The sequence below is a fragment of the Hydrogenophaga crassostreae genome, from assembly GCF_001761385.1.
Lineage (GTDB): Bacteria > Pseudomonadota > Gammaproteobacteria > Burkholderiales > Burkholderiaceae_C > Hydrogenophaga > Hydrogenophaga crassostreae.
Window position 1 is genome coordinate 850,871 of the sequence record NZ_CP017476.1, and the last position, 24,086, is coordinate 874,956.

Consider the following 24,086-nt stretch of genomic DNA (forward strand, 5'->3'; position numbering starts at 1 on the left):
CTCTATCAACTCCACCAGGCCGGCAACAACCGCTTCACCTCCGCTTTCCCAAACCGGTCATCCATCAACCACACCGTGCCGTGGTCCGTCTCGCTGCGGATCACGCGGCCGGCGGCTTGCACCACTTTTTGCAGGCCTGGGTACAGATAGGCGTAGTCGTAGCCGCGGCCGAAGCGTTGCTGCAGTCGGGCGCGCATCTGTTCGTTGACCGGGTTCAACTGCGGCAGGCCCAGGGTGGCGATGAAGGCGCCGATGAGGCGGTGGCCGGGGAGGTCGATGCCTTCGCCGAATGCGCCGCCGAGCACGGCGAAGCCGATGCCCTGGCTGTCGTCGGTGAACCTTGCGATGAAGGCTTCCCGGTCGGGTTCGGTCATGCCGCGCGATTGGGCCCAGGTGGGCACAAAGCGGTGGCGCTCTTGCAGGCGGTCGAGGGCTTGTTGCAGGTAGTCGAAGCTGCTGAAGAACGCGAGGTAGTTGCCGGGCTCGGCTTCAAACTGCTCGGCCATCACATCGGCCATGGGGGTGAGCGAGGTCAGGCGGTCGCTCCATCGGGTGGAGATGTGGGGCGCCACGCGCACCTGCAATTGCTCGGCCGCAAAAGGCGAGGGCACCTCCAGGCGCGTCGTGTCTTCGGGCAGACCGAGGAGGTTGGCCACGTAGTCCATGGGCGCCAGCGTGGCGGAAAACAGGGTGGCGCTGTGGGCGGTGGCCCAGCGGTCTTCCAGCAGGGGCGCGGGCACGATGTTTCGCAGGTTGATCGCCGGGTGGCTGGGTTTGCCGGATTTGTTCATGGCCCACGCATCGCGCGACAGATCGCACAGGCTGTGGTCGCCAAAGGTCTCGGCCACGCGCTGAAAGTGCAGGGCTTCGAACCACCAGGTTTGTAAAGAGCCGGTGGCGTCAGCGGGGTGTTCGGCGAAGTGTTCGCCGATGGCGTGGCAGGTGGCTTGCAGCGCTTCCACCCATTCGCCGGGCAGCTCGGGCAACACGGCATACGCTTCGAAGTGTTCCTTGGCGAGCTTGCCCCATTGGCGGTGCAGCTTGTCCAGCGGCTTTTTCAAGGCGGGCGGCGCGCTCTGACGCAGTGCCTGAAAGGCACCGGGTTCCATGGCGGCGCTGTGCATCAGGCGCGTGCGCTCGATCAGGTTGTGGGCTTCGTCGATCAGCAGGCTCACCCGCCATTCGTTGGCTTCGGTGAGCGCGTGCCAGGCGGCGCCGTGGTCGAAGTAGTGGTTGAAATCGCCCACGAGCACATCGCTCCAGCGCACCATTTCCTGGCCCAGGTAGTAGGGGCAAACGGTGTGGGCCAGGGCGGTGTCGCGCAGGGTGGCTTTGTCCATCCACTCGACCTTGGCGGCCGTGGCGCGGGCCTCCGGCAGGCGGTCGTAAAAGCCCTGGGCCAGCGGGCACGAAGCGCCGTGGCAGGCTTTGTCGGGGTGTTCGCAGGCCTTGTCGCGGGCGACCCGTTCGAGCACCCGCAGGTGGCCGGCGCTGTTCAGCCGCTTCAGGGCATCGAGTGCGAGCTGGCGCCCCGGTGTTTTGGCGGTCAGGTAAAAAACCTTGTCGATGCCTTGCCTGGGCGCGGCCTTGAGCGCGGCGAACAGCGTGGCCATGGTCTTGCCAATGCCGGTGGGCGCCTGCGCCATCAAGATGCGTTCGCCCGCTTGGGCGCGGCCCTGGGCGCGGTACACGGTCTCGGTCAGCTTGCGCTGGCCCGGACGGAAGTCGGCGAACGGAAACGCCAGCTCAAGCAGGGCCGCGTCGCGTTGCAGGCGGTGAGCGCTCTGTTCGCGCGCCCAGCCGATGTAGCGCTGGCACAGCGCCTCGAAATGGGTGCGCAGGTCGCTGGCGGTCTGGGTTTCGGTGAGCAGGGTTTCTTCGGCCGTGTCGATGTTGAAGTAGACCAGCGCGACTTCGATCTGTTCGATGGAGAGTTGCTGGCAGAGCATCCAGCCGTAGACCCTGGCCTGCGCCCAGTGCAGGGCGCGGTGGTTGGGCGGGATCGCGTTGACATCACCCCGGTGGGTCTTGATTTCTTCCACGCGCCTGGCATCGGGGTCGAAGCCATCGGCGCGGCCGGTGACGGTCAGCTCTTCGAAGCGGGCGCTCAAGGGCAGCTCGCGCTGGTAGCCGACGGGGCGGCGCCCGGTGACGGTGGTGTGGCCGGCCACGCCTTCGGCGCCACTGGGCGACGGGGTGAAACGCAGGTCGAGGTCGCCTTCCTTGGCGCCGAATTCGCACAGCGCGCGCACCGCCACGGCGCAGTGTTGTGCTTCGCCGGGCAGGGGTGTCACGCTTTGGGGCGCGCGTCAGGGGCGGGGACCGTGATCACGGTATGAGTTGCACCAGACGGACGGGATAAGCCGTGTTGTGAGGAGAGGCACTTACGCGGCCATCAGCGAAACCAACATAACGGGCTCTGCCCAGCAGGTCCCAGGGGGTGGAGGACCAGAGGTTGGCCGCTGCAGCCCCCGGAAATGCCGTCGAGTCAATCGTTGTGCCACTGGCAACGCCCAGCGAAACGAGGCTTGCCAGCTCCTTCACGTTGGGCAGGCGCCAGCCGGTCAGGTCTCTGGCGTGGGTCAGTGCGTCGTAGTGGGTCAATGTGCTTGCAGTGCCCGAGCAGGTCGCGCCGGTCCAGGTCCGTCCTTGCTCACACCGGCGCCAGCGCAGGCCCGTCCATCCGTCGATGACCACGTTGTTTGTCGCGTCTGAGCCGTATGCCACCGTGCCATAGCTGTACCGCTGGGTCGTGTGTCCGTACCCGCGAACCAGCCGGATGCGCTCCTTGCTTGCAGATGCTGCGCCGGTGTAGCCGGAGGTGAACGTGACCGTTGCCGAATAGCCGTTGTCCCAGCCCAGTTTGTCTGCGGTCCAGTAGGTGTGGTTCGAGTTGGGGAACCAGGCACTGTCCAGTGCCGGCTCATATCGTCCAAAGTCCACGATCCCAAGCAATTCCGTTCGTGTGGGCAGGCGCCAGTCACTGTAGCCGCAGAGGTTGAGGCCATTGACGTAGGTGATGTAGCCACTCGCGTCGTCCGTTTTCCCGTAGCCGAAGGGGTAGTTGGTGTAAACGGTCCCCCCACCCCTCGGCTCGTTGTTGGCGGTTTTGCCCTCCCAGATCAACCCGGTCACGTTGTCTTTCACGCAACTGGTGGTCGGGTAGGCGCCAATGGCGCTGTAGCTCATGGGATTGGTATTTGCACGGTGGCCATCTTGTTGCGGGTTGAGCGCCTGTGCATTGGGATCGGCACACGACACGTAGCTGCCAAAAGAGCCGAACGCCACACACTGGGTGTCTTTCATACCCGAATGCGGAACCACCGCGGGCGGTTCCGGCTCAGGTTGCCAGTTGCTTTGCAGCACCGAATATCCCGCCCCTTCGTATTGGTAAATGGCCGCCAGGTTGGCGATGATGTTGTCGCGTTCCTGCAGACTGGCCGTGTAGAAATGAAACCCTTTGCCCGGCAGGTAGAAACGGTAAAACGGCGTCATGCCCCCACCGTTCACCTTGCTGGCGTAATACGCAATGCCTTCATAGGCAAACTGGGGCAGGTTGGTTGTGATGTGGGTGCGCTCGGTGTCGCTGATGGTGTAGAAGTGAACGCCGGTCTGGGTGTTGTAGAAACGGTGAACCGGTGAGAGCCCAGGCGAAGGCGCGTTGGCCACTTTGAAGGCCTCACCTTCGTACTGAAAACTGCCCTTGGGGGGCGACAGGTTGGCGATCACGTTGTCGCGCTCGGTCGCATTGCGGGTGAAGAAATGGGCTCCTGTGGCGCCGTTGTAAAACCGCCAGACGGGCACGAGCTTGTCGGCCGCTTTCTCCCGAACGGCGCCTGAGGCGTAGGCGCTCCAGGGGGCCTGCTCACCAGGGGCCAATTGGTCGAGACCGGTTCGCGCACCCAACTGGTCAGCGGCGAGGGCCTCGCTCTCAGCCTCTTTCAAGGCAGAGGTGTTGAGCCTGGCGCCCAGGGCCAGCAAAGCTTCAGTGGACAGCGGGGATTCGGTGGAAGCCCCGGCTTGCTGCACGGTGGATCGCTCTGGTACCGGCTTGTCGCCAGTGCCGCCGCCGCAGGCGCTGAGCAGAATAACCAGACTGGCTGCACAACCCGCTACCCTGGTCTTCATTAAGCTGTTCATTCGTTGTTTTCCTTGATGACCCGAAGCGGCGCCGCATTTCGCTGGCGCGCCACCTGGGGCACTCTTTCGCCAGCTTGAAGAGGCACAAGTATAAGAATTAATGGCTACCGCCCGGTTGCCTGGAAGGGTACGGTGGTGGGGGTTTGGCCCTGCGAGCGGCGCGTCAAGGGGGAGACCGGACAGGTCGTGGGCGCGCAATGTGGCCCGCTGGCATGATGCCACCATGGACCAGCCACCCTCCGCCATCCCAACGCTCACCCGCATCCACCACCGCCGTCTGCGCGACCTGTACCGCTCGGCAGGCTGGCCGACGCAGGACATGCTGGAGGTTGAGTTGCTCGCGGCCGGACAGATCGAGCGGGTTCGCTCCAGCGAGGGCCACGAGACCTTGCGGGTGACCGATGCCGGTATCGCCACTTTGGCAACGGTGTTTGCCAGCAACAAGGCCGCGCGCTCGCCGCACGAAGCGCTGGTGCAGCGTGTGGCGCTGGAGATGACACGGGGCGGTCGCCTGGCCTGGCGCGGGCTGATGATGCGTGTGGCGCTGCCCAAGGCCTTGCTGCTGGGTGAAGAACCAACGCCATTGCCCGAGTCCCCCGGGCTGGCGCTGGACGACGATGCCACGCCCTTGCCCGAACCGCCGGGCCACGCCTGGTGTCTGGCCATGCCCGATGTGTTTTCCATCCGCCGCACCTCGGTGGAGGCCTATGTGGAGCCCGTGGTGCACGAGATCAAGGTGAGCCGGGCCGATCTGCTGGGTGACCTGAAGAAGCCGGCCAAGCGCGCGGCCTACCTGGGCATGGCCGGCGCCTGCTGGTATGTGCTGGGGCAAGACGCCAAGGGGCGCGCGATCGGTGCGCCCGACGAAGTGCCGGCCGAGTGTGGCGTGATGCTGGTGGAAGACGGCGCCTTGAAGGTGGCGCGCGAAGCGCCGCGCAAGGCGGTGGAGCAACTGCCCTTCCATGTCTGGATGGCCCTGGCGAAATCAGGCCCCGCGGTGCGTGAAGAAGACCGGCTTCAGGCGCGCTGGTAGAAGCACTCAGCCTGGGCTGCGCATGAAGAGCGCCGCCACCAGGTCCGACTGGGTCACCATGCCCACCACCTGATCGTTGGTGTTCACCACCGGCATGTGGTGCAGCCCGCCGTCCGAGAAGCCTTGCACCAGTTCCGCGATGGGTTGCTCGGGTCGGGCAGAGCGCACCCGGCGCGTCATGATGTCTTCGACCCGTCGAGCGGTGCTCATGCGCGGCAACTGGTTGGGAACGGGCGCGCTTTGTCCGATGAAAAAATCGTGCAGCGAAACGATGCCCACCAGCTTGCCCTCGGGGTCGGCCACTGGCAATGCCTTGACCTTGTGGTGGGCCAGCAGCTGCCAGGCTTCGTCCACCGAATCGGTCGGACCCACCGAGATCACATCGCTCGACATGATGTCGCTGCAGCGCACGGCCTGCCATTGCCGTTGGCGTGTGGCGAGCTGGGTGCGCATCACCAGATCTTCCAGGTCGTCGCGGTCGATGTCGAGCACCTCGCCAAACGAAGCGATGGCTGCGTCGAGGTCTTCGCGGGTCGGGCCGGCGCGCTGGGTGGGCAGGCGGTCGCGCGTGTCGTGGGGGTGTGGGCGTGGTGCGCCATGGTGGGGGTAGCGCCGGCCTGCCATGTTGTTGAACGCCAGGGCCAGCAACAGCATCAACACCGAATCCACGGCCACCGGCCACAGCACAAAAGCGTAGCCCAGGTCGTGGATGGCCGGGCCGCCCAGCACGGCGGTGAGCGCCACCGCGCCGCCGGGGGGGTGCAGGCAGCGCAGGGCGAACATCAGGGCGATGGCCACTGCCGCGGCCAGCGCGGCCGCCGGGCCATTGCTGCCGAGCAACTGCACGCATGTGATGCCCACCGCCGCCGCAATCACGTTGCCACCCACGATGGACCAGGGCTGCGCCAGCGGACTGGCTGGCACGGCAAACAACAACACGGCAGAAGCACCCATGGGGGCAATGAACCAGGGGTTGGCCGAGCCCAGGGCCTGGTGGCTGATCCACTCGGTGATCAACAGGCCCAGCCCCGCGCCCAGGCTCCCCAGCCAGAGGTCGCGAGGACCGCCGGTGAGTGGGGCCGGGTAGAAGGAGCGCAGCCAATGCTGCAGTCGAGCGTTCGTCATTGTGAAACTTCTGCACCACTTTGGGGCGGTTTGGGGGATGTTATCAGCGGGTCGGGGGCACCGCTGTTTGGCGCCTTGATCGCGGCATTTGACGCAGATCAAGTCCACGCTTTCACATTCCCATCTAAAATGGGAATCATTCCTATTTGCAACCATCGAACCGATGTTGACCAACCTGAACCAAGCGACCGTTCGCCAATGGCACCGTATCGCAGCGCACAGCGCCCACCACCCGCGTTTGCTGGAGTTGGGTTTTTTGCCGCTGGAAAACGTGCGTGTGCTGCAGCGCAGCTGGTTCAAGACCGGGGCGCTGGTGGTGCAGGTGGGCGATGCGGTGTTCGGCTTGCGCCCCGATGAGGCCGTGCAGATCGAAGTGCATCCCCATCACGAAGCGTTGGCGGAGCCCATCGCGGCATGAGCACCGCCACCGTTGATACCAGCGGCCTGGCGCAGCGCCGCCTGGCTTTGCTGGGCAATCCCAACTGCGGCAAAACCGCGCTGTTCAACCGCCTCACCGGCAGCCAGCAAAAGGTGGCGAACTACGCCGGGGTCACGGTCGAGCTCAAGCGTGGCCTGATGAAAACCGCCGCTGGCCGCTCGGTCACGGTGATCGATTTGCCGGGCACCTACAGCCTAAACCCCAGCAGCCAGGACGAGACCGTGGCCTGCGCCATGGTGCTGGGTCAGAGTTTGCGCGAGAAAGCGCCCGACCTGACCGCTGTGGTGATCGACGCCACGCGCCTGCGCCGTGGCCTGCGGCTGGTGGCAGCATTGAAACGCGTGGGCGTGCCCATGGTGGTTCTGGTCAACATGATGGACCGGGTGCGCGCCCAGGGCCGCGAGCTGGATGTGGCGCGTTTGCAATCCGCGCTGGGCGTGCCGGTGCTGGAAGCCACGGGCATTTCAGCGCAGGGCACCGAGGCCTTGCGCCAGTTGCTGGACCAGGCGGATGTGTGGAACCAGCCGCGGCCCGACATCACTGCGGTTCGCCAGGACGCCGATTCGGCACGCACCGACGACACTCAGGCCCAGGCCTGGCTGCAGGCCGCTGGCATGGACCAGCCCATGGCCGCGCACGCATGGTCGCGAACCCTTGACGCCTGGCTGCTGCAACCGGTCACCGGTGTGCTGGTGTTGCTGGTGTTGCTGTTCCTGATCTTTCAGGCCGTGTTCGCCTGGGCCGAGTGGCCGATGGGCCTCATCGAGAGCGCGACCGGCTGGGTGGGCGAGGGCGTGGACGGGCTGCTGCCCGCGGGCCTGCTCAAGAGTTTGTTGATCGACGGCGTGATCGCAGGCCTGGGCGGCGTGGTGATTTTTCTGCCGCAAATTTTGATTTTGTTCTTCTTCATCCTGGTGATGGAAGAGTCGGGCTACCTGCCGCGCGCAGCGCTGCTGCTTGACCGCTTGATGGGCAGCCTGGGGCTCTCGGGCCGGGCCTTCATTCCGTTGTTGTCCAGCTTTGCCTGCGCCATTCCCGGCATCATGGCCGCGCGCACGATTTCCGACCGGCGCACGAAATGGGTCACGGTGTTCATCGCGCCGCTCATGACCTGTTCGGCGCGCCTGCCGGTGTACACGCTGCTGATCGGCGCGTTCATTCCAGCCAAGACCGTTTACGGCATGAGCCTGCCGGGGCTGGTGTTGTTTGGCCTGTATGTGATGGGCATTGTTTCGGCCATTGCGGTGGCCTGGGTGCTGAAACTGTGGCGCGGGGCGGGTGAGCCGGTGCAACTGATGATGGAACTGCCCGACTACCACCTGCCGCGCGTCAAAGACCTGGCCATTGGCCTGTGGCAGCGCGCCAGCATTTTCTTGCGCAATGTGGGTGGCATCATCTTGTCGCTGACCGTCATCCTGTGGTTTCTCTCTACCTTCCCGCAAGCGCCTGCGGGCTTCAGCGGAAGCCCGATCGAATACAGCTTCGCCGGTCGCATCGGCCTGGCCTTGGCGGGCTTGTTTGCCCCGATTGGTTTCAACTGGCAAATTGTGGTGGCCCTGATTCCAGGCCTGGCTGCGCGCGAAGTGATGGTGGCCGCGCTCGGTACGGTGTATGCCCTGTCGCAAACCGGCGATGAAGTGGGCGCCGCGCTGGGCCCCCTGATCGCGCAAGACTGGACGCTGGCCACCGGCCTGTCTCTGCTGATCTGGTTTGTATTTGCCCCGCAGTGCCTGGCCACGCTGGCCGTGGTGCGCAAGGAAATGGGTGGCTGGGCGATGCCGGTGGGCATGGCCGTGTTTCTGTTTGGCCTGGCCTACGCAGCGTCGTGGGTCACCTACCGGCTCGCCTTGAATTTGGGAGGCTCTTTCTGATGAACTTCGATCTGATCGCCGTGTTGACCCTGGGTGCGCTGGCCGTGGCGTTTCTGGTGCGCCGTTACTGGCGCGTATCCAAAGGCCAGGCGCCGGTTTGCGGCAACTGCGACAACTGCCACTGCGACGACTGAGCGGTTTGCCCGGTTCGCCTGACGCGAGGCATCCGCGCTACGGGCCGCTCTGGACTGCCGCAGCCGCTGCCCGCCGCACTTGAGCGCGTAGCGCAGGGCGCTGCCCGTTGTCGCTTGTTGTGTCCCCTCGCGGCCGACCCGGCCCCGTTGTGTCTGCCGGCCCGCCCCCGTGCCGCGGTGTCCTGGCGGCCGTCCATTGAGATGCCTTTTGTTTTGCAGTGCAGCATAACGAATCCGCCCATGCGGCCGCTCCCGGCCACCCGAAGTGGCTCACGTTTTTCGCGGACATTTCCAAAAACCACAAAGTAAAAATGGCCTTCAGCCCGGTGGGTTTCGGGGGGTGTCGCCAAGGAATCAACTTGAGGGTTAACCCGTTGTTCTCAATTCCACTGTGCAGTCTATAGTCTCAAAAATCAAGCGATTTGCTTGGTGGGACGACGGTTCTTTTGGCAACCCATCCAGAGGCGATTCACAGTGGACATTTTTCTTCAACAGGTGCTCAACGGCCTGACGCTGGGCGGTATTTACAGCCTGGTGGCCCTGGGTCTGACCCTGGTCTACGGCATTCTTCATGTGCCCAACTTCGCCCACGGCGCGTTCTACATGGTGGGCGCCTTCGTGGCGCTCAAGCTCATGACCGGATGGGAGGTCAACTACTGGATCGCCATGATCGGTGCCGCCGGTGTGGTGGCTGTGATCGGTGCGCTGTCCGAGCGTCTGGTGTTCCGCCCGCTGCGCAACCATTCGGGTCTTCACCCCATGATCGCCGCCATTGGTCTGCTGCTGTTTCTGGAGGCCGGCGCGCAAGCCCTGTGGGGGGCCGATTTCCTGCGCATGCCAACACCTTTCAGCGGCATCATTGAAGTCGCCGGCATCACCGCGCCGGTGCAGCGCCTGATGATCATCGCCGGCGCCTTCACATTGATGGCCGCGCTGCAAATCTTCCTGACACGCACCGTCGCCGGCTCGACCATCGTCGCCATGGCGCAAAACCGCGACGGCGCCTCGCTGGTCGGCATCGATGCCAACCGCGTGGCCATGCTGACCTTCGGCATCTCCGGCGCGCTGGCCGCCGTGGCCGCCACGCTCTACGCCCCGATCAACCTGGTCTACCCGGCCATGGGCCACCTGGTCATCACGAAAGCATTCGTGATCATCATTCTCGGCGGCATGGGCAGCGTGCCCGGCGCCATCGTGGGCGGCCTGATCATCGGTTTTGCCGAGTCGTTTGGCGCCTATTACATCTCCACCGACTACAAGGACATCATCTCCTTCGTGTTGCTGGTGGTGATTCTTTCCCTGCGCCCCCAAGGCCTTTTCACCAACGGAGCGCGCTGAAGCCATGATGAAATTTCTTGAAGGCAAATTCGGCTGGGGGCTGTTGCTGGTCGCCGGCCTGCTGTTCCCCTTTATGGCAGGCAACGACTACCACCTGACGGTGATGTCCACCGCCTACATCTTCGCCATCGCCACCCTGGGCCTGAACCTGATCACCGGCTACACCGGCCAGTTCAACCTGGCCCACGCGGGCTTCATGGCGGTCGGGGCCTATACGCTGGGCATCCTGACGGTCGACTACGAAGTGTCGTTCTGGCTGGCGTTTTTGCTCGCTGGTGTGGTCACCGTGCTGGTTGGCCTGCCGCTGGGCTGGGTGTCGCTGCGCCTGCGCGGCCACTACTTCTCGATCTTTACCCTGTGCGTCGGCACCATCATGTTTCTGGTGATCGAAAAGTGGGAAAGCCTGACCCACGGCACCGTCGGCATCATGGGCATTCCCGCGCCAACGGCCATCGGCCCGCTCTCTTTCGACACGCCGGTTTCGATTTACTACCTGGTGTATTTCTTCCTGGTGTTCGGTGTCTGGATGATGCGCCGCATCGTGGATTCGCTGATGGGCCGCACCTTCATGGCCATTCGCAACGGCGATGAACTGGCCGAAGCCCTGGGCGTGAACCTGATGCGCAACAAGCTGATGGCGTTTTCGCTGTCGGTGCTCTACGCCGGTTTCGCGGGCGCCTTGTACGCCGGTTTCGTGCGCTTCCTTGGCCCCGATCTGGCCGGGGCCTCCCATGCCTTCGACATGACCATGTACATGATCATCGGCGGCCTCGGTACCGTGCTCGGCCCGCTGCTGGGCGCCTTGATGGTCCCTTGGCTGACCCAGTACCTGCAGGCACTGCAGGAATTCCGCTTCCTCATTTTTGGCCCGGTGCTCATCTTCCTGGTGATCTTCGTGCCCAACGGCATTGTCGGTACCTGGGTGGCGCGCCGCGCCCGCCAGGCGTCTGACGCCGCACTCGGCAAACAAGCGCCCGCAAAAGATACAGCCAAGAAGAGCGACGCAGCTCAAAAGGAGTCGGCACGTGCTTGAGATCGAACACCTCACCAAACGCTTCGGCGGCAACACCGCCGTCAACAGCGTCAGCACCAGCATCGAGAAGGGCAAGATCAACGCCATCATCGGTCCCAACGGCGCGGGCAAGACGACCTTTTTCAACCTCATCAGCGGCGTGCACAAGCCCAGCGAAGGCACGATCACTTTTGAGGGCCGCGACATCACCACGCTGCGCACCGACGAGGTCGCCCGCCTGGGCATCGCCCGCACCTTCCAGGCCACGACCCTGTTCGACAAGGCCTCGGTGCTCGACAACCTCATCGTGGGCCACCGCTTGCGCACCCGCTCGGGCCTGATCGATGTGATCTTCGGCTCGGCGCGCCTGAAAGAAGAAGAGCGCGTGTGCCGCGAGAAAGCGCGCGAAGCGCTGGATTTCGTGGGCTTGGCGCATCTGGAAAACCGCGTGGCCGGTGACATCACGCAAGAAGAGCGCAAGCGCGTGGCCTTTGCGCTGGCGCTGGCCACCGCACCGAAGCTGCTGCTGCTCGACGAGCCCGCCGGGGGCGTGAACCCCGAAGAAACGCTGGGCCTGGCCGAGCTGATTCGCAAAATGGTCAAGCACGACTTCACGGTCTGCCTGATCGAGCACAAGATGGACATGATCATGAGCCTGGCCGACAAGATTCTGGTGCTCAGCTACGGCGAAAAAATCGCCGAGGGCACGCCCGCCGAAGTGCGCGCCAACCCGGCTGTGATCGACGCCTACCTGGGGAGCGACCATGCTGACGTTTGACAACGTATCCCTGTCCTACGGCAGCTTCCTCGCGCTCGACGGTGTTTCCCTGCATGCCGAAAGCGGCGAGCTGGTGGTTTTGCTCGGCGCCAACGGCGCCGGCAAGAGCTCCATCTTTCTGACCGCCAGCGGTATCCACAAAGCCGCCGGCGGCAGCATCCGCTTTGGCGACAAGGAACTCGTGGGCCGCAAGCCCTCGCAGATCGTGGCCAACGGCCTGGTGCAGTGCCCCGAAGGCCGCAAGCTGTTTCCGCAAATGTCGGTGCTGAAAAACCTGATGCTCGGCGCCTATGTGCACCGCGGCGACAAGGCGGGCAACCGCCAGCGCCTGGAAGAGGTGATGGCGCTGTTCCCCATTCTGGATGAAAAGAAAGACGACACGGCGGGCTCGCTGAGCGGTGGCCAGCAACAGATGGTGGCCATTGGCCGCGCCATGATGGGCCGCCCGAAAGTCCTGCTGCTCGACGAGCCTTCGCTGGGCCTGGCCCCGCTGGTGGTCAAGCAGGTGTTTGAAGTCATTCAGCGCATCAACAAATCGGGCACCACCGTGTTGCTGGCCGAACAAAACGCCTACGCCGCCCTCAAGATCGCCAACCGGGCGTATGTGATGGAGCGTGGGCGCATCGTGCTTGAAGGCGACCGCGAAAGCCTCATGAACAACGAAGCCGTGCGCCGCGCCTACATCGGCGCCTGACGCGCCGGCTGGCCGTATTCCCTTCGATCGAATCCCCTCGAATTTCCCCCCGACCTTTCCCCCCGAAACCCAGGAGACAACCATGATCATCAGAAGAAAATTCACCCAAATCGCCAGCGCCCTCGCGCTCGGCGGCATGCTCGCCTCGGCCCCGGCCTTCGCGCAGGAAGTCGTCAACATCGGCTTCTCCGGCCCCTTGAGCGGCGGCGCCGCGCAGTACGGCAAGAACACCCTTGACGGCCTGAAATTCGCCATCGACGAACTCAACGCCACCGGCTTTGAAGTCGCCGGCAAGAAAGTGAAATTCGAAGTCGTTGCCCTGGACGACAAATACAACCCCAGCGAAACCGCGATCAACTTCCAGCGCCTGGTGCAGCAGAGCAAGACGCCTGTCGTGATGGTGCCCCACTCCGGTGGCGGCTACGCCGTGCAGACCAGCAACGAGCGCATGAACGCCTTGCTGCTGTCGTACACCAGCGTGCCCAAGATCACCGCCAGCGGCAACAAGCTGACCTTCCGCATCCCGCCTGACTTCTCGACCTACATCAAGCCGTTCATCAGCCATGCGATGAGCAAGTTCGGCAAGAAAGTCGCGATCGCCAACGCCGATCACGACTACGCCAAAGCCTGGACCGCATTGTTCAAGCCCGCCTGGGAAGCCGCCGGCGGCACCGTCGTGGCCGACAACCCGATGAGCTACAACAAGTCCACCGACTTCTACAGCGGCGTGAGCAAGGCCCTGGCCGACAAGCCCGATGTGATGTTCATCGGCGGCGCCTCCGAGCCCACCGCGCTGGTGGCCAAGCAAGCCCGTGAACTCGGCTTCAAAGGCGGCTTCATCATCATGGACCAGGCCAAGATGAACGAGATGAAGCCCATTCTGGGCGGCTACGAATCGATGGAAGGCGCCATTGGCGTGTTGCCCGTGGTGGACGATCCACAGCCCGCCGTGATGGACTTCGTCAAGCGCTGGAACAAGGTCTACCCCGGCCGCGAGCCAGGCTCCGAAGCCACCTACAACTACACCGCCATGATGGCCACCGCCGGCGCCATGAAGCTGGCCGGCACCACGTCTGACGCCATGGCCATCCGCGCCAAGCTCGACGCCGCCATCAAGGCCTTGCCTGAAGCGCAAAACCTGGCCAACTACGACGGCATTGAAGCCAACGGCGGCTCCATCATCGACACCCGCGTCGGCGTGATCGAAGGCGGCAAGGTCAAGAAAGTCAAGCTGAGCGAGCTCGGCAAGTAATCGGTTCGAAGGTTTTGGCTGTCGCTGCCTTTCCAGGCTTCGGCAGCCTTTTTTTCGCCTGGTCACAAGCCGCCCGTAACGCGCAGCGCAGCGGCCCGGCGGCGGCAAGGCCAACGCAGCGCCTGACCGGTTGACGGCCTGCCAATCGAATTGCCAGCCAACCAGCCAAGCCCGCCCGATGCACAATGCACGGTAACAGGCCACCCCACGAACCAACACCCCGCAGCCGCCGCCGCGCTGCTGCGTCCCCAGGGAGCAAAGAGCCATGCAAATCTGGCTGGTCCGCCACGGCGAAACCGCGCTCAACGCCGCGCGCATCCTGCAACCCGCCGACACGCCCCTGTCGCCCCACGGCCTGCAGCAAGCCGAGGCCCTGGCCGAGCGCCTGGCCGGCGAACGCTTCGCCGGCATCCTCAGCAGCGATTTGCCCCGCGCCCACCAGACCGCTCAAGCCATCGCCGAGCGCACCGGCCACGCCCTGCACACCACGCCCCTGCTGCACGAACGTTGCTTCGGCGACTGGCGCGGCCAGCCCTACGACAGCCTCAGCACCGACCCTCTTGCCATGGACGCCGCCCCACCCGGCGGCGAATCCACCGCGCAGTTCGCCGAGCGCTGCCGCGAAGCCTTTGCGCTGGCGCTGCAACGCCAAGCCGAACTCGGCGGCCCGCTGGTGGTCGTGACCCACGGGCTGGTCATCCGCCAGATGCTGGCGGCTTTGCCGCCCTCGGCGCATTCAGAGGAAGGGGCGATTGAGCCGCCCCGCATGGGCAACACGTCGTTGACCATCCTGGAAGCTGCCCCGCCGCACGCTGTGAGCCTGCTCAATTGCGTGAGGCATCTGGCGGGGGGATTGCGGGAGGGAGCGGGGAGTTTGAGTGGAGGGTGAGGTGGGCGGTGCAGGGCTCAACAGAAGCACCTGAAGGTCTGATTAGCAGCGATTGCTGCCGATGAGCGCTGCTAAGCGTACTCAAGCTGGTAGGCACAAAGCGGCCGTTGGTTACAACGACCCGAGGTGGCCTGAATGGCGGCTATATGAGGTACTGCGGTCATAGGGTTCCCGGGCGCAGGTTGGCGCCGCACCACCGACCGCTTCCCCATGACCTGAACTGGAGCTTTCGATCCCAAAGCGGTTACCCGCGTGAACTGCCAGAAAGCGGACAGATCGCCGCGTGGCAGGCCTCTCGCTGGGCAAAAGAGCCATAGAGCGGGGGCAGTCGGGTTTGTCGATTCTGTTAAACCTTCTCACAGTCGAAGTAAGATGGCGAAGCATGTTGATTTGACACGACTTTTCACACGGGAGACCGACTTTGTTTAACGACTGCCATTGTGGGTATCTGGTGTTTTGCCGCTTAAATCAAAGTTAGGCGCCAGCTACTCAAAGATATTGCCAACACCCTTTGCCAGATGATGGTTGGCTGGTGCATGGCCCAAGACTATGAACTGATGGCGGAACTACTAATCTGCAGAAACAAGGGCACACTGCTGTCGGCTATTCGCCAGTCGAGAAGTACGGCGGCGGCCCTTGTGACCATGGGCTGATCAGACCATCTTCAACTGGAGGATCACGCAAATGAACCACTGTGCAGACAACGATTTGAGCTTCGCCCCCAGCTCACCGCTGCCCCGTCCTTGCCAATGAACCGCAACCGTGTTGACATTCTGGCCGAGCTTTCAAGATCGTCGGTATTGAAACTGAAGAGCATCGGAATACGGCGCCACTATCAAGACAACCAGGCGGTGCAACAGCGAGGCGATTTGCCCAACCACGCGCTGATCCTCATCTCCGGGCGTTTACGCGCAGTGCTGCACACCGCCAACGGCACAGAGCAACTGAGTCGGTGGCAGGAAGCGGGAGAGATCAGTGGCATCGGCTCTGTATTGGCCGACACCCCCGTTCCTGTGGATTTGATCGCCGCAGGTGCTGTCGAAGTGCTGATCCTGCCAAAACAGCCTTTCATGGACTTTTTGGCCTCCGATGCAGCGGCATGCATCATCTTGATGAGAACGCTCACGCTCCGGGTCAATGAGCTTTTTGACATTTCTTTTGTTCGCGCGGCCAACACGCTTCGCGACCGCGTGTGGGCCACGCTGCAGCGGCTGGCTAACGAGAACGGTGAGCGATTGAGCGATGACCGCACCGCGTTGCGCATGTCACAAAACGACGTTGCCCGCGCCGTGGGGGCTTCCCGCCAACGGGTCAACGAAGAACTGCGCAAACTCGAAGCGGAGAAAAAGGTGGTGCTGGGCTATCGCCGGCTAGAAATCGTCGACCCGCATTAAGCGGCAACAGCCGTTGCACGGAGTCGTGGCATGTGGACGGCCCACCCGCACACCACGACTGGTTCTTCCAATACATCCCACAAAGCAAACGCCAACGGGGCAACTCGCCTGGATCGTTGCCGTTCCACCATAAAGCAGCAGAGCTGCCTGGAATTTGAAAGGGTCACAATGACCGCCTAGCATCCCCAAAAAAACCTGCCGCCGGGCAGGTTTTCAGGTTTCTTTGGAGGCAACTAAGCCGCCTGGTAGCCCATCACGGCCTTGATCTCCAGGAACTCTTTGAATCCGTGATCGCCCCACTCGCGGCCGGTGCCAGACTGCTTGTAACCTCCGAACGGTGCGTTGAAGTCAGGGCCCGCGCCGTTCAAGTGCACGTTGCCGGTGCGCAGTCGCGAAGCCACTTTGCGCGCGTGCTCCAGACTGCCCGACTGAACGTAACCAGACAGGCCATAAGGCGTGTCATTGGCCATGCGGATCGCGTCTTCCTCGCTGTCATACGGCAAGATGGCAAGCACCGGGCCGAAAATTTCCTCACGTGAGATTGTCATGTCGTGGGCAACGTCGGCAAACACCGTCGGTCGCACGAAGTAGCCACTCTCCATGCCATCGGGTCGACCCAAGCCACCAGCGACCAGGGTCGCGCCTTCGTCGATGCCTTTGTGAATCAGTCCCTGAATTTTCTTGAACTGCGCTTCGCTCACGACCGGCCCCAGGTTCATACCGTCAGCAAACGAGTCAGCCACCGTGACAGCAGCGACGGTTGCTTTGGCGATCTCGATGGCCTGCGCCTGCTTGTCTCGCGGCACAAACATCCGCGTTGGTGCATTGCAGCTTTGACCGGAATTCATGAAGCACGCCGCGATACCCTCGGCGACAGCTTTGGCCAAATCGGCATCTTCCAAAACGATGTTGGCCGATTTGCCTCCAAGCTCCTGCGTCACGCGCTTGACGCTGTCAGCCGCCGCCTTGGCCACGGCAACGCCCGCCCGCGTCGAACCGGTAAAGGACATCATGTCGATCCCATGGTGCGCAGACATCGCCTCGCCCACGCCCATTCCATCGCCATTGACGAGGTTGAACACACCAGGGGGAACGCCGGCCTCATCCAATACTTCGGCGATCAACATGGCATTGAGCGGCGCAACTTCGCTGGGCTTCAGAACCATGGTACAACCCGCAGCGATCGCTGGTGCGACTTTGCACATGATCTGGTTGATCGGCCAGTTCCATGGCGTGATCATCCCAACCACGCCCACCGGCTCGTACACGATACCGGTGCTGCCTTGAACTGTTTCAAACTGAAATGCTTTCAACGTCTTGATCGTCTGCGTCAGGTGCATCACTCCAACAGCTGCCTGAGCCGCTTTCGACAGCCACACAGGCGCGCCCATCTCAAGCGAAATGGTTTCAACAAATTCATCGAAGCGCCGCTGGTAGATCTCGAGAATTTTTTCAAGCAATGCGACGCGCTCATCGGTCGAGGTCACCGAGAACGTCTCGAACGCGCGCCGGGCGGCGACCACGGCCTTGTCTACGTCGGCTTGGGAGCCGAGGCTGATCTCGGCAATGGGTTTTTCATTGGACGGGTTGATCACCGCCAGGCTCTTTGGGGAAACAGGGTCGACCCATTGGCCGTCAATATAGAACTGCAAACGCTTGTCCATGATGTGTGCTCTTCGCTTTCTGAGTCAGAGTGAGGGATTTTTCAGGCTTTAGATTTGGATTTCGCAGGTTTCCGCTTCGCAGGAGCGGACACTGGACCAGCAGACGGCGCATCAAACGTGACGCGTTGATTGACCCGGTTGTGCGGCCAGTAATCGGCCACCGCATAGTGCTGGGTGCTGCGGTTGTCCCAGATCGCGATGCCGCCAGCTTCCCACTGGTGATGAACCATGAACTCGGGGCGCTTCAACCAGTCCAGCAAAAACAGCAAGATGCCACGCGCCTCGTGTCTGTCGATGCCGACGATCTTTCGTGTGAAATCTGCGTTGACATAGAGGCACTTACGGCCCGAATCGGGGTTCACGCGCACCACAGGGTGTTCAACGGGCTTGAAAGCCTTGATGGCCGCAATCAAAGCATCGTCGCCCTTGGAGCCCAGGTATTCGCGAAAACCAGATACCTCCCAACTGTGGACGGCGCTCAGTTTGTCGAGGTACTTTTTCATGTCCGGCGAGAGCCACTCATAGGCTTTGCTGGTGCTGCTCCAGCAGGTGTTTCCGCCTGCGGGTGGCGTCTGCGTGATCTGAATCGCAGTGCCCAGCGGCGGATTCGACTTCCAGCTGATATCGGTGTGCCAGTTGTCGATCTGGGGCGGCCGCTCGCGATCAGAAACAATCATTTCGAGCTCGGGCACCTCGGCATTTTTGTCAAAGTAGGACCCGCTCGAAACAGGGCCAAACACCTTGCCGAGCGCCACATGCTGCTGTGGCGTGATGGCTTGGGGCTTGAAGAAGATGACTTCAAAGTCGAACAGGGCCTGGCGCAACTCAGCCTTTACGGGCGCGGTCAACGGCTTGGTCAGGTCGACGCCTTCGATCCAGGCGGCAAAGTTGGGCATGCGCGGCACAGGGCGAATGTGCTTGTAGCGGCGAGCCACATCAATCAGCTTCATAGGGGTGGTATTGGCCACGGAGAACTCCTTGTAAAGAGGGTTGGAATGCAAATGTGAGCAGCGCGATCACTGCCAGTGCAGCAGCCGCCGTTCGAGCCAGGTCATCAGGCGCATGAGACCCACACCCAGGAAGGCCAGGATGAGCAGCAAGGCCATCACGCCATTGATGTCAAACGTTGAACCCAGGTAAGCCAGCGACTGTCCGAGTCCTTTTTCGCTGGCGATGATTTCAGTACCCACCACGCCTAAGAAGGCGTAGATCAGTCCGAGGCGTAAGCCCGAGAAAATGACCGGCACAGCGCCAGGCAACGTGACCTGAAAGAAAGTGGTCACGGCGCTCGCGCCCAGCGTTCGGCAAAGCGTCACGTGGTCTTGACTCACGCCACGGATGCCCGCCACGGTGGCAGAGAGAACGATAAAAAACGTCAGTGAGCAACCCACGGCGATCTTGCTGCCCAGACCCAGCCCGAACCACAAGATGAACAACGGCGCCAGCGCAATTCGAGGCATCACGTTCAATGCGTTGAAGTAAGGCTCTGCGAACCGCTCAAGCGCCGGCCAGCGAACGAAGCTAAGCCCCACCGCAAATGCGGCCACGCTGCCCAACACGAAAGAAGCCGCGACGCCTGCCATGGTCCAGCCAAGGTCTGTCCAGAACTTGCCTGTGCCGAGGTTTTCCCAAAGAAACGATGCAACGCCACTGGGTTGGCCAAAGAAGGTGCGGTCGAGCAAGCCGCGTTCAACGACCACCTCGCCCAACACCACCACAGCGACGATGAACGCAAGGTGCAACAACCCCCACTTGATATGTTTAGCCTTCATGGTGCGTCCATCCTGATTCAAGATGCGACCAGAGGGTCGCGTACAACTCATGGAAATGTGGCGATTTCTGCAGCTCCCGAATGGAGCGAGGCCGCGGCAAATCAATCGGCACATCGGCAATGATTCGACCTGGGCGGGACGACATCACAATCACCCGATCCGACACCGCCACGGCCTCCGCCAGGTCATGGGTCACAAACAGCACCGAGTGCCGGTGTTGCTCGCACAGCCGCAGAAGCAAGTCTTCGAGCTGAAGCTTGGTCTGTGCATCGAGGGCGCCAAAGGGCTCGTCCATCAACAACAGCGATGCATCCATGGCAAAGGTTCGCGCCAGGGCCGTGCGCTGGCGCATGCCGTGCGAAAGCGCCTTGGGGAGGGCCTTCTCATAGTCGGCCAGACCCACCTCGGCCAACATGCTCTTGGCGCGTGCGATGCTCTTGGCCGCCGGCACACCACGCACTTGAGCGCCGAACGCGGCGTTTTCCAACGCGGTGCGCCACGGCAACAAACTGTCGCGGGCCAACATATAGCCAACCTGCTCGTTGCCTTCGTGCGGCGCGGCGCCGGCCACGGTGATCGAACCCGCACCCGTGTGCTTGACCAGCCCGGCGCACAGGTTCAACAAAGTGGTCTTGCCGCAACCGCTGGGGCCCACCAACGAGACGAACTCACCTTCGGCCACGTTGAGGTTGACGTCCAACAAGACCGACGTGGAGCCATCAAAACTCAGGTCAAGCCCTTTGACATAGATGGCGGCTTCTTTGGATAAGTCGGGCATCACATGGCTTTCGAAAAGGGGTTTATCGGGAGCCATCAGCGAGCGAAAATCAGATTGGATGTGTCGACTAGCTTGTCGATTTGCCCGGTGCGCTGCATGTATTCCGCGGCATGCTGCAAGGCTTCAGGTTTCACTTCGTAGCGGAGGGCAGGCATGGAGTTGCGCAGCGCCACCTCAAGAATCTGGTCGCCATTGGGTACATTGATCTTGAAAGTCTCTTGAGCCAGCTTCAGCATCGCCGCGAAGTTGTCCGGGTTCTGAACGATTACTTGCGCCTCATGCATGGCCTTGCCAAAGGCATCCAGCGCGGCCGCATTTTTCTGCGCGAAATCCGCTTTCACCATCATCAACGACACCGCTCCAGCCGTCTTCACGATGTCCTCAGGACCTTCACCCTTGCGCGGATCCACCACCACTCGGCAGACCTTGGTGACCTCGCAGAAGCCATCCATGGGCGAAAACAACATCAGACCATCGATCTGTTTGTTGGCGATGGCCGGAAACGCGGTGTTGGGAGCACCAACCGCGACGATGGTCACGTCATCGGCTTTCATGCCTGCACCCTGAAGCAAGCTGATCAGCTGAAACTCTGCGGCGGCACCTCGGGCTGTGACACCGATTTTTTTGCCCTTGAAATCCTGTATCACCGCCGGATAGCCTTTGGCCGCATTCGGCGTGTCAAGACCCGCAGCAGCCATCAGGAAAAAGATGGGCTCGTACGCGCCATTGCCCAGCACCTTGAATTCAGCGCCTTTGTTGATCGCCTGGATCATCACCTCTGGTGGTCCGTAGGCCACGTCTATGTCGCCGGCGAGCATGGTCTGCACACCCAGAGGCGCTTGAGGAATCGTGCGCAGCTCGCATTTGAGGTTGTGTTTCGCGCAAATGCCGTTCGCATTGGCCACCCGCACCAGGAAATTTCCTAGACCTGGGTAGTCTTGAATTTTCAACGTGGTGGTCTGTGCATAGGCCTGGCCAGTGAGCGACAAAAGGATTGCGACAAAGGTGCTTAGGAGGCTTCGAGTCATCGGGTTTACTTTCAAGTGAGTTGGAGAAAGGCTCTGAACTGGTGCCTTCATTAAAGGGAGGTTCGCCATTGGGAATGACCACGCAGGTGACAATTTCCGGGTAATCCCGGTTCTCGGTTTCCCTAGGCTTGTAAGCGCAAAAAAAATCGCAAAAGTGCTCGAAAACTCATCGAGTGCCCTCGAGTGGCGGCGGACTCTCTTGACAAAAATCAAGCTTGAAATGCGTTGGTTTGGAAGCGCACTTCATGTGCTAAACGATGCCTCGAAATTGAGGATGCGGAGGTTGAGAAAGCGGAAGTAAATGAGTCCGCCGACTCCGCAATCTTTGTGGGCTGATATTCAGGTGCTGGATAGCTGGTTCCAGAGCTATGTGGACAGTCTCTCTCCCAAAGCATTTCATGAACAGCTGGTTTTTCGCTTCACCGATGGAGACATAGGTTCGATGAGTCGGGAAGAGTTGTTGATGCATGTGATCACCCACGGCGCCTATCACCGAGGGGCTGCAGGGTAAGTTTTACGGGGAGCAGAAATCGCTCCACCTCGAGACTTTTACACCCGCTTTTTGCACTTGAGCGAGCCGTCTCGCCGTGGATGAGGTCTTTGGGTTTTTGGCTCGCTCGTAAGGCTGTTCAGTTGCGAACGATTGCAATAACCGACCAAGATCCGCGAACATGCATCGGCGAAGGTCAAGTCTCAAGATTCACCGGACGTTCATCTTCAAAACAGCCGTTGACTCCAATGGGTCGCGAAGAGCCGGTCGCCGTGGCGGGAAGGAGTCGCTCGGAATCTCGTGCGGCCCATCGCTGCTGAGTGGTCGGTGTTACAGGTACAGCGGTCGGTCGCCTCTCAGGATGACGAATGGCAGGTTTCGGCGGCGGCTGTCATTGGGCTGCAAAACCTGACCGGTTGCAGTCAGCCTAAACCGGATACTTAGCGAACCATTCCCGACAGTGCATGTTCAGGTGCTCTGAAGGGACGACCCGCGCTACTCCCATGCTGGATGTAGCGACCAACCTCGCGCCGCTTCTCCCGTTAACCCCGATCCAGCTCCGCCTGCCGCTCCTGCAGCTCCCGCCACATGATCTTGCCAGTGCCCGATTTCGGCAGGCTCTCGATGAACTCCACCAGGCGCGGGGTTTTGTAGGCGGCCATGTGGTCGTGGGCCCAGGCGGTGATGTCTTCGGCGCTCACCTGGCCCATGCGCTCGGGTTTGAGCACCACGAAGGCTTTGACCGTCTCGCCGCGTTTGGGGTCCAGCGCGCCGATGACGCAGACCTCGTGAATGTCGGGGTGCTTGTACATCAGCGCTTCGACCTCGGCCGGCCAGACCTTGAAGCCCGAGGCGTTGATCATGCGTTTGAGCCGGTCCATCATGAAGAAGTAGCCGTCTTCGTCGATGCGGGCGAGGTCGCCGGTGCGCAGGAAGCGCTTGCCGTCGAGCGTGATGAAGGCCTGGGCGTTGGCGGCGTCGTTGCGCCAGTAGCCTTGCATGACCTGCGGTGCGTGGGTCACGATCTCGCCGGTCTCGCCTTGGGGCAGTTCGGCCAGGGTGGTCGGGTCGATGATGCGCGAGTCCACATCGAACACCGGGATGCCGAGGCATTGGGGCTTGGGGCGCTGGGGCGGGTTGATGTGCGTGGCGGCCAGGGTTTCGGTCATGCCGTAGCCCTCGACGTAGTTGAGCCCGGTGAGCGCTTTGAGCTTCGCGGCCACGGCTTCGGGCATGGCGGCGCCGCCGCCGCGGATGCCGTTGAGGGCCGATAGGTCGTATTCACCAATGCGCGGGTTGGCCAGGAAATCGACCACCATGGTCGAGATGGCTTGCCAGCTGGTGACGCGGTGGCGCTGCATCAGTTCGGCGGCGGTTTCGCGGTCCCAGCGCGACATGATCACGATGGTGGCGCCGAGGAAGAGCGGGCCGTTCATGCCGCCGGCCATGCCGGTGACATGGAAAAACGGCAACACCGAGAGCATCACCGCGTCTTGCGTGCGCGCGAACCAGTGCATGCCGCCTACGCCGGTGCTTTGTGCGTTGCGATGGGTGTGCATGCAGCCTTTGGGGTGGCCGGTGGTGCCCGAGGTGTAGGGCATGACGCACAAATCTTCCGGCCCGGCGGTGAGCGGTCCGGGCGCCAGTGCGGCGGCGATGGCATCGCGCCAGGCGTGCAGGCCGGGGCCTTCAATAGCGGCGCGCGGCTCGGCCACGAAGTCGGGCAGGCGCAGGCCGGTGGGGGCTTCTCTTTCCTGTTCCTCGCTGGGGAGGTGGTCACGGTAACAGGCCACGACGATGTGGTGCAGCGCGGGCTCGGATTGTTCCTCGGGGTTCAGGTGGTCCCGCAGTTGCGGCAACAGGTCTTGCGCCGCGATCGCCACCCGCGCGCCGCTGTCGGCCACGTAATGGGCCAGCTCGTCGCTGCGGTTCATCGGGTTCACCGGCACCACCACCGCATTCGCCCGCAGGATGGCGTAGTAGCCCAACACCCATTGCGGGCTGTTCTGCAAATACAGCAACACCCGGTCGCCCGCCTTCACGCCACACACGTTTTCCAGGTAACCCGCCAGCCGCGTGACCTCGTCGTGAAACGCGGCGAAGCTCAGCTCGGCGCCGTAGTAGATCAGGAAGGGCTTGTCGGGGTAGCGGTGGGCTGAGACGGCGGCGTTGTCAAACAGGTTGGTCGCGGGCAGGGTGAGGTGCAGGGGCAGGCCGGGCGGCCAATGGGGGTGGTGAGGCATTGGCATGGTGGA

The 24,086-nt window shown here is 62.4% G+C and carries 21 protein-coding genes; 12 read left to right on the top strand and 9 right to left on the bottom strand.

Features of this window, described 5'->3' with window-relative positions; genetic code table 11:
• Window positions 1-5: 5 nt before the first annotated feature.
• Both LPB072_RS04090 and LPB072_RS04095 read right to left on the bottom strand, forming a co-directional pair.
• Window positions 6-2,294 (bottom strand): ATP-dependent DNA helicase, encoded by a 2,289-nt coding sequence (locus LPB072_RS04090; protein ID WP_066091938.1) that lies wholly within the window; start codon window positions 2,292-2,294, stop codon window positions 6-8.
• A gap of 34 nt (window positions 2,295-2,328) precedes the next feature.
• Window positions 2,329-4,140, bottom strand: a complete 1,812-nt coding sequence (locus tag LPB072_RS04095) for a DUF1566 domain-containing protein (RefSeq protein WP_197508904.1) — start codon at window positions 4,138-4,140, stop codon at window positions 2,329-2,331.
• 223 nt (window positions 4,141-4,363) lie between these two features.
• Between LPB072_RS04095 and LPB072_RS04100 the strand changes: the two genes are divergently transcribed.
• Window positions 4,364-5,173 (top strand): hypothetical protein, encoded by an 810-nt coding sequence (locus LPB072_RS04100; protein ID WP_066092614.1) that lies wholly within the window; start codon window positions 4,364-4,366, stop codon window positions 5,171-5,173.
• Between the two features lie 6 nt (window positions 5,174-5,179).
• On the opposite strand, the gene LPB072_RS04105 is transcribed toward LPB072_RS04100, so the two are convergent.
• Window positions 5,180-6,298 (bottom strand): HPP family protein, encoded by a 1,119-nt coding sequence (locus LPB072_RS04105; protein ID WP_066091943.1) that lies wholly within the window; start codon window positions 6,296-6,298, stop codon window positions 5,180-5,182.
• Window positions 6,299-6,461: 163 nt separating this feature from the next.
• Here LPB072_RS04105 and LPB072_RS04110 point away from each other — a divergent pair, with 163 nt between their 5' ends.
• From LPB072_RS04110 to LPB072_RS04150, 10 genes are all read left to right on the top strand, one after another.
• Window positions 6,462-6,716 carry a FeoA family protein gene (locus LPB072_RS04110; RefSeq protein WP_066091946.1) on the top strand — a complete coding sequence of 85 codons (255 nt, stop codon included), beginning with the start codon at window positions 6,462-6,464 and terminating at the stop codon, window positions 6,714-6,716.
• Window positions 6,713-8,608, top strand: a complete 1,896-nt coding sequence (gene feoB / locus LPB072_RS04115; protein ID WP_066091950.1) for a ferrous iron transporter B — start codon at window positions 6,713-6,715, stop codon at window positions 8,606-8,608. The genes LPB072_RS04110 and feoB overlap by 4 nt, the downstream gene beginning before the upstream one ends.
• The gene (locus LPB072_RS24060; RefSeq protein ID WP_157559230.1) at window positions 8,608-8,742 is read left to right on the top strand and encodes a FeoB-associated Cys-rich membrane protein; all 135 of its coding nucleotides are present in this window, start codon (window positions 8,608-8,610) and stop codon (window positions 8,740-8,742) included. The genes feoB and LPB072_RS24060 overlap by 1 nt, the downstream gene beginning before the upstream one ends.
• A 474-nt stretch (window positions 8,743-9,216) precedes the next feature.
• Complete coding sequence (locus tag LPB072_RS04120) at window positions 9,217-10,080, top strand: branched-chain amino acid ABC transporter permease (RefSeq protein ID WP_066091953.1); 864 nt, start codon at window positions 9,217-9,219, stop codon at window positions 10,078-10,080.
• 4 nt (window positions 10,081-10,084) lie between these two features.
• A complete protein-coding gene (locus LPB072_RS04125) occupies window positions 10,085-11,113 on the top strand; it encodes a branched-chain amino acid ABC transporter permease (protein WP_066091956.1) in 1,029 nt (342 codons plus the stop codon).
• On the top strand, window positions 11,106-11,870 hold the full coding sequence (locus tag LPB072_RS04130; protein WP_066091959.1) for an ABC transporter ATP-binding protein: 765 nt from the start codon (window positions 11,106-11,108) through the stop codon (window positions 11,868-11,870). The genes LPB072_RS04125 and LPB072_RS04130 overlap by 8 nt, the downstream gene beginning before the upstream one ends.
• Window positions 11,857-12,564 (top strand): ABC transporter ATP-binding protein, encoded by a 708-nt coding sequence (locus LPB072_RS04135; protein ID WP_066091962.1) that lies wholly within the window; start codon window positions 11,857-11,859, stop codon window positions 12,562-12,564. Before LPB072_RS04130 ends, LPB072_RS04135 begins: the two co-directional genes overlap by 14 nt.
• Window positions 12,565-12,646: 82 nt before the next feature.
• Window positions 12,647-13,816, top strand: coding sequence for an ABC transporter substrate-binding protein (locus LPB072_RS04140; protein ID WP_066091965.1), 1,170 nt, complete (start codon window positions 12,647-12,649; stop codon window positions 13,814-13,816).
• A gap of 265 nt (window positions 13,817-14,081) precedes the next feature.
• Window positions 14,082-14,705 carry a histidine phosphatase family protein gene (locus tag LPB072_RS04145; RefSeq protein WP_066091968.1) on the top strand — a complete coding sequence of 208 codons (624 nt, stop codon included), beginning with the start codon at window positions 14,082-14,084 and terminating at the stop codon, window positions 14,703-14,705.
• A gap of 749 nt (window positions 14,706-15,454) precedes the next feature.
• Window positions 15,455-16,099, top strand: coding sequence for a Crp/Fnr family transcriptional regulator (locus LPB072_RS04150; protein WP_066091971.1), 645 nt, complete (start codon window positions 15,455-15,457; stop codon window positions 16,097-16,099).
• A 233-nt stretch (window positions 16,100-16,332) separates the two neighbouring features.
• On the opposite strand, the gene LPB072_RS04155 is transcribed toward LPB072_RS04150, so the two are convergent.
• Genes LPB072_RS04155 through LPB072_RS04175 form a run of 5 tightly spaced genes read right to left on the bottom strand, consistent with a single transcriptional unit; the run spans window position 16,333 to window position 21,554 of the window.
• Entirely contained in the window at window positions 16,333-17,763 is a 1,431-nt protein-coding gene (locus LPB072_RS04155; RefSeq protein ID WP_066091976.1) for an aldehyde dehydrogenase family protein, read from the bottom strand.
• A gap of 41 nt (window positions 17,764-17,804) precedes the next feature.
• Window positions 17,805-18,731, bottom strand: a complete 927-nt coding sequence (locus LPB072_RS04160) for a TauD/TfdA dioxygenase family protein (RefSeq protein ID WP_066091979.1) — start codon at window positions 18,729-18,731, stop codon at window positions 17,805-17,807.
• Between the two features lie 48 nt (window positions 18,732-18,779).
• Window positions 18,780-19,535 carry an ABC transporter permease gene (locus LPB072_RS04165; protein ID WP_066091982.1) on the bottom strand — a complete coding sequence of 252 codons (756 nt, stop codon included), beginning with the start codon at window positions 19,533-19,535 and terminating at the stop codon, window positions 18,780-18,782.
• The gene (locus LPB072_RS04170; protein ID WP_066092617.1) at window positions 19,525-20,313 is read right to left on the bottom strand and encodes an ABC transporter ATP-binding protein; all 789 of its coding nucleotides are present in this window, start codon (window positions 20,311-20,313) and stop codon (window positions 19,525-19,527) included. Before LPB072_RS04170 ends, LPB072_RS04165 begins: the two co-directional genes overlap by 11 nt.
• A 35-nt stretch (window positions 20,314-20,348) precedes the next feature.
• Window positions 20,349-21,554, bottom strand: coding sequence for an ABC transporter substrate-binding protein (locus LPB072_RS04175; RefSeq protein WP_231943419.1), 1,206 nt, complete (start codon window positions 21,552-21,554; stop codon window positions 20,349-20,351).
• Window positions 21,555-21,642: 88 nt separating this feature from the next.
• Here LPB072_RS04175 and LPB072_RS04180 point away from each other — a divergent pair, with 88 nt between their 5' ends.
• Window positions 21,643-21,852, top strand: coding sequence for a DinB family protein (locus LPB072_RS04180; protein ID WP_066091988.1), 210 nt, complete (start codon window positions 21,643-21,645; stop codon window positions 21,850-21,852).
• A 521-nt stretch (window positions 21,853-22,373) separates the two neighbouring features.
• Here LPB072_RS04180 and LPB072_RS04185 read toward each other — a convergent pair.
• On the bottom strand, window positions 22,374-24,080 hold the full coding sequence (locus LPB072_RS04185) for a long-chain fatty acid--CoA ligase (protein ID WP_066091991.1): 1,707 nt from the start codon (window positions 24,078-24,080) through the stop codon (window positions 22,374-22,376).
• Window positions 24,081-24,086 lie beyond the last annotated feature (6 nt).

What these genes read in the sequence shown, in the direction of transcription:
- LPB072_RS04105 (WP_066091943.1), bottom strand. Translation starts at nt 6,298, where the DNA reads ATGACGAACGCTCGACTGCAGCATTGGCTGCGCTCCTTCTACCCGGCC.
- feoB (WP_066091950.1), top strand. Translation starts at nt 6,713, where the DNA reads ATGAGCACCGCCACCGTTGATACCAGCGGCCTGGCGCAGCGCCGCCTG.
- LPB072_RS04100 (WP_066092614.1), top strand. Translation starts at nt 4,364, where the DNA reads ATGGACCAGCCACCCTCCGCCATCCCAACGCTCACCCGCATCCACCAC.
- LPB072_RS04150 (WP_066091971.1), top strand. Translation starts at nt 15,455, where the DNA reads ATGAACCGCAACCGTGTTGACATTCTGGCCGAGCTTTCAAGATCGTCG.
- LPB072_RS04155 (WP_066091976.1), bottom strand. Translation starts at nt 17,763, where the DNA reads ATGGACAAGCGTTTGCAGTTCTATATTGACGGCCAATGGGTCGACCCT.
- LPB072_RS04185 (WP_066091991.1), bottom strand. Translation starts at nt 24,080, where the DNA reads ATGCCAATGCCTCACCACCCCCATTGGCCGCCCGGCCTGCCCCTGCAC.
- LPB072_RS04170 (WP_066092617.1), bottom strand. Translation starts at nt 20,313, where the DNA reads ATGCCCGACTTATCCAAAGAAGCCGCCATCTATGTCAAAGGGCTTGAC.
- LPB072_RS04135 (WP_066091962.1), top strand. Translation starts at nt 11,857, where the DNA reads ATGCTGACGTTTGACAACGTATCCCTGTCCTACGGCAGCTTCCTCGCG.
- LPB072_RS04165 (WP_066091982.1), bottom strand. Translation starts at nt 19,535, where the DNA reads ATGAAGGCTAAACATATCAAGTGGGGGTTGTTGCACCTTGCGTTCATC.
- LPB072_RS04110 (WP_066091946.1), top strand. Translation starts at nt 6,462, where the DNA reads ATGTTGACCAACCTGAACCAAGCGACCGTTCGCCAATGGCACCGTATC.
- LPB072_RS24060 (WP_157559230.1), top strand. Translation starts at nt 8,608, where the DNA reads ATGAACTTCGATCTGATCGCCGTGTTGACCCTGGGTGCGCTGGCCGTG.
- LPB072_RS04140 (WP_066091965.1), top strand. Translation starts at nt 12,647, where the DNA reads ATGATCATCAGAAGAAAATTCACCCAAATCGCCAGCGCCCTCGCGCTC.
- LPB072_RS04180 (WP_066091988.1), top strand. Translation starts at nt 21,643, where the DNA reads ATGAGTCCGCCGACTCCGCAATCTTTGTGGGCTGATATTCAGGTGCTG.
- LPB072_RS04145 (WP_066091968.1), top strand. Translation starts at nt 14,082, where the DNA reads ATGCAAATCTGGCTGGTCCGCCACGGCGAAACCGCGCTCAACGCCGCG.
- LPB072_RS04095 (WP_197508904.1), bottom strand. Translation starts at nt 4,140, where the DNA reads ATGAACAGCTTAATGAAGACCAGGGTAGCGGGTTGTGCAGCCAGTCTG.
- LPB072_RS04125 (WP_066091956.1), top strand. Translation starts at nt 10,085, where the DNA reads ATGATGAAATTTCTTGAAGGCAAATTCGGCTGGGGGCTGTTGCTGGTC.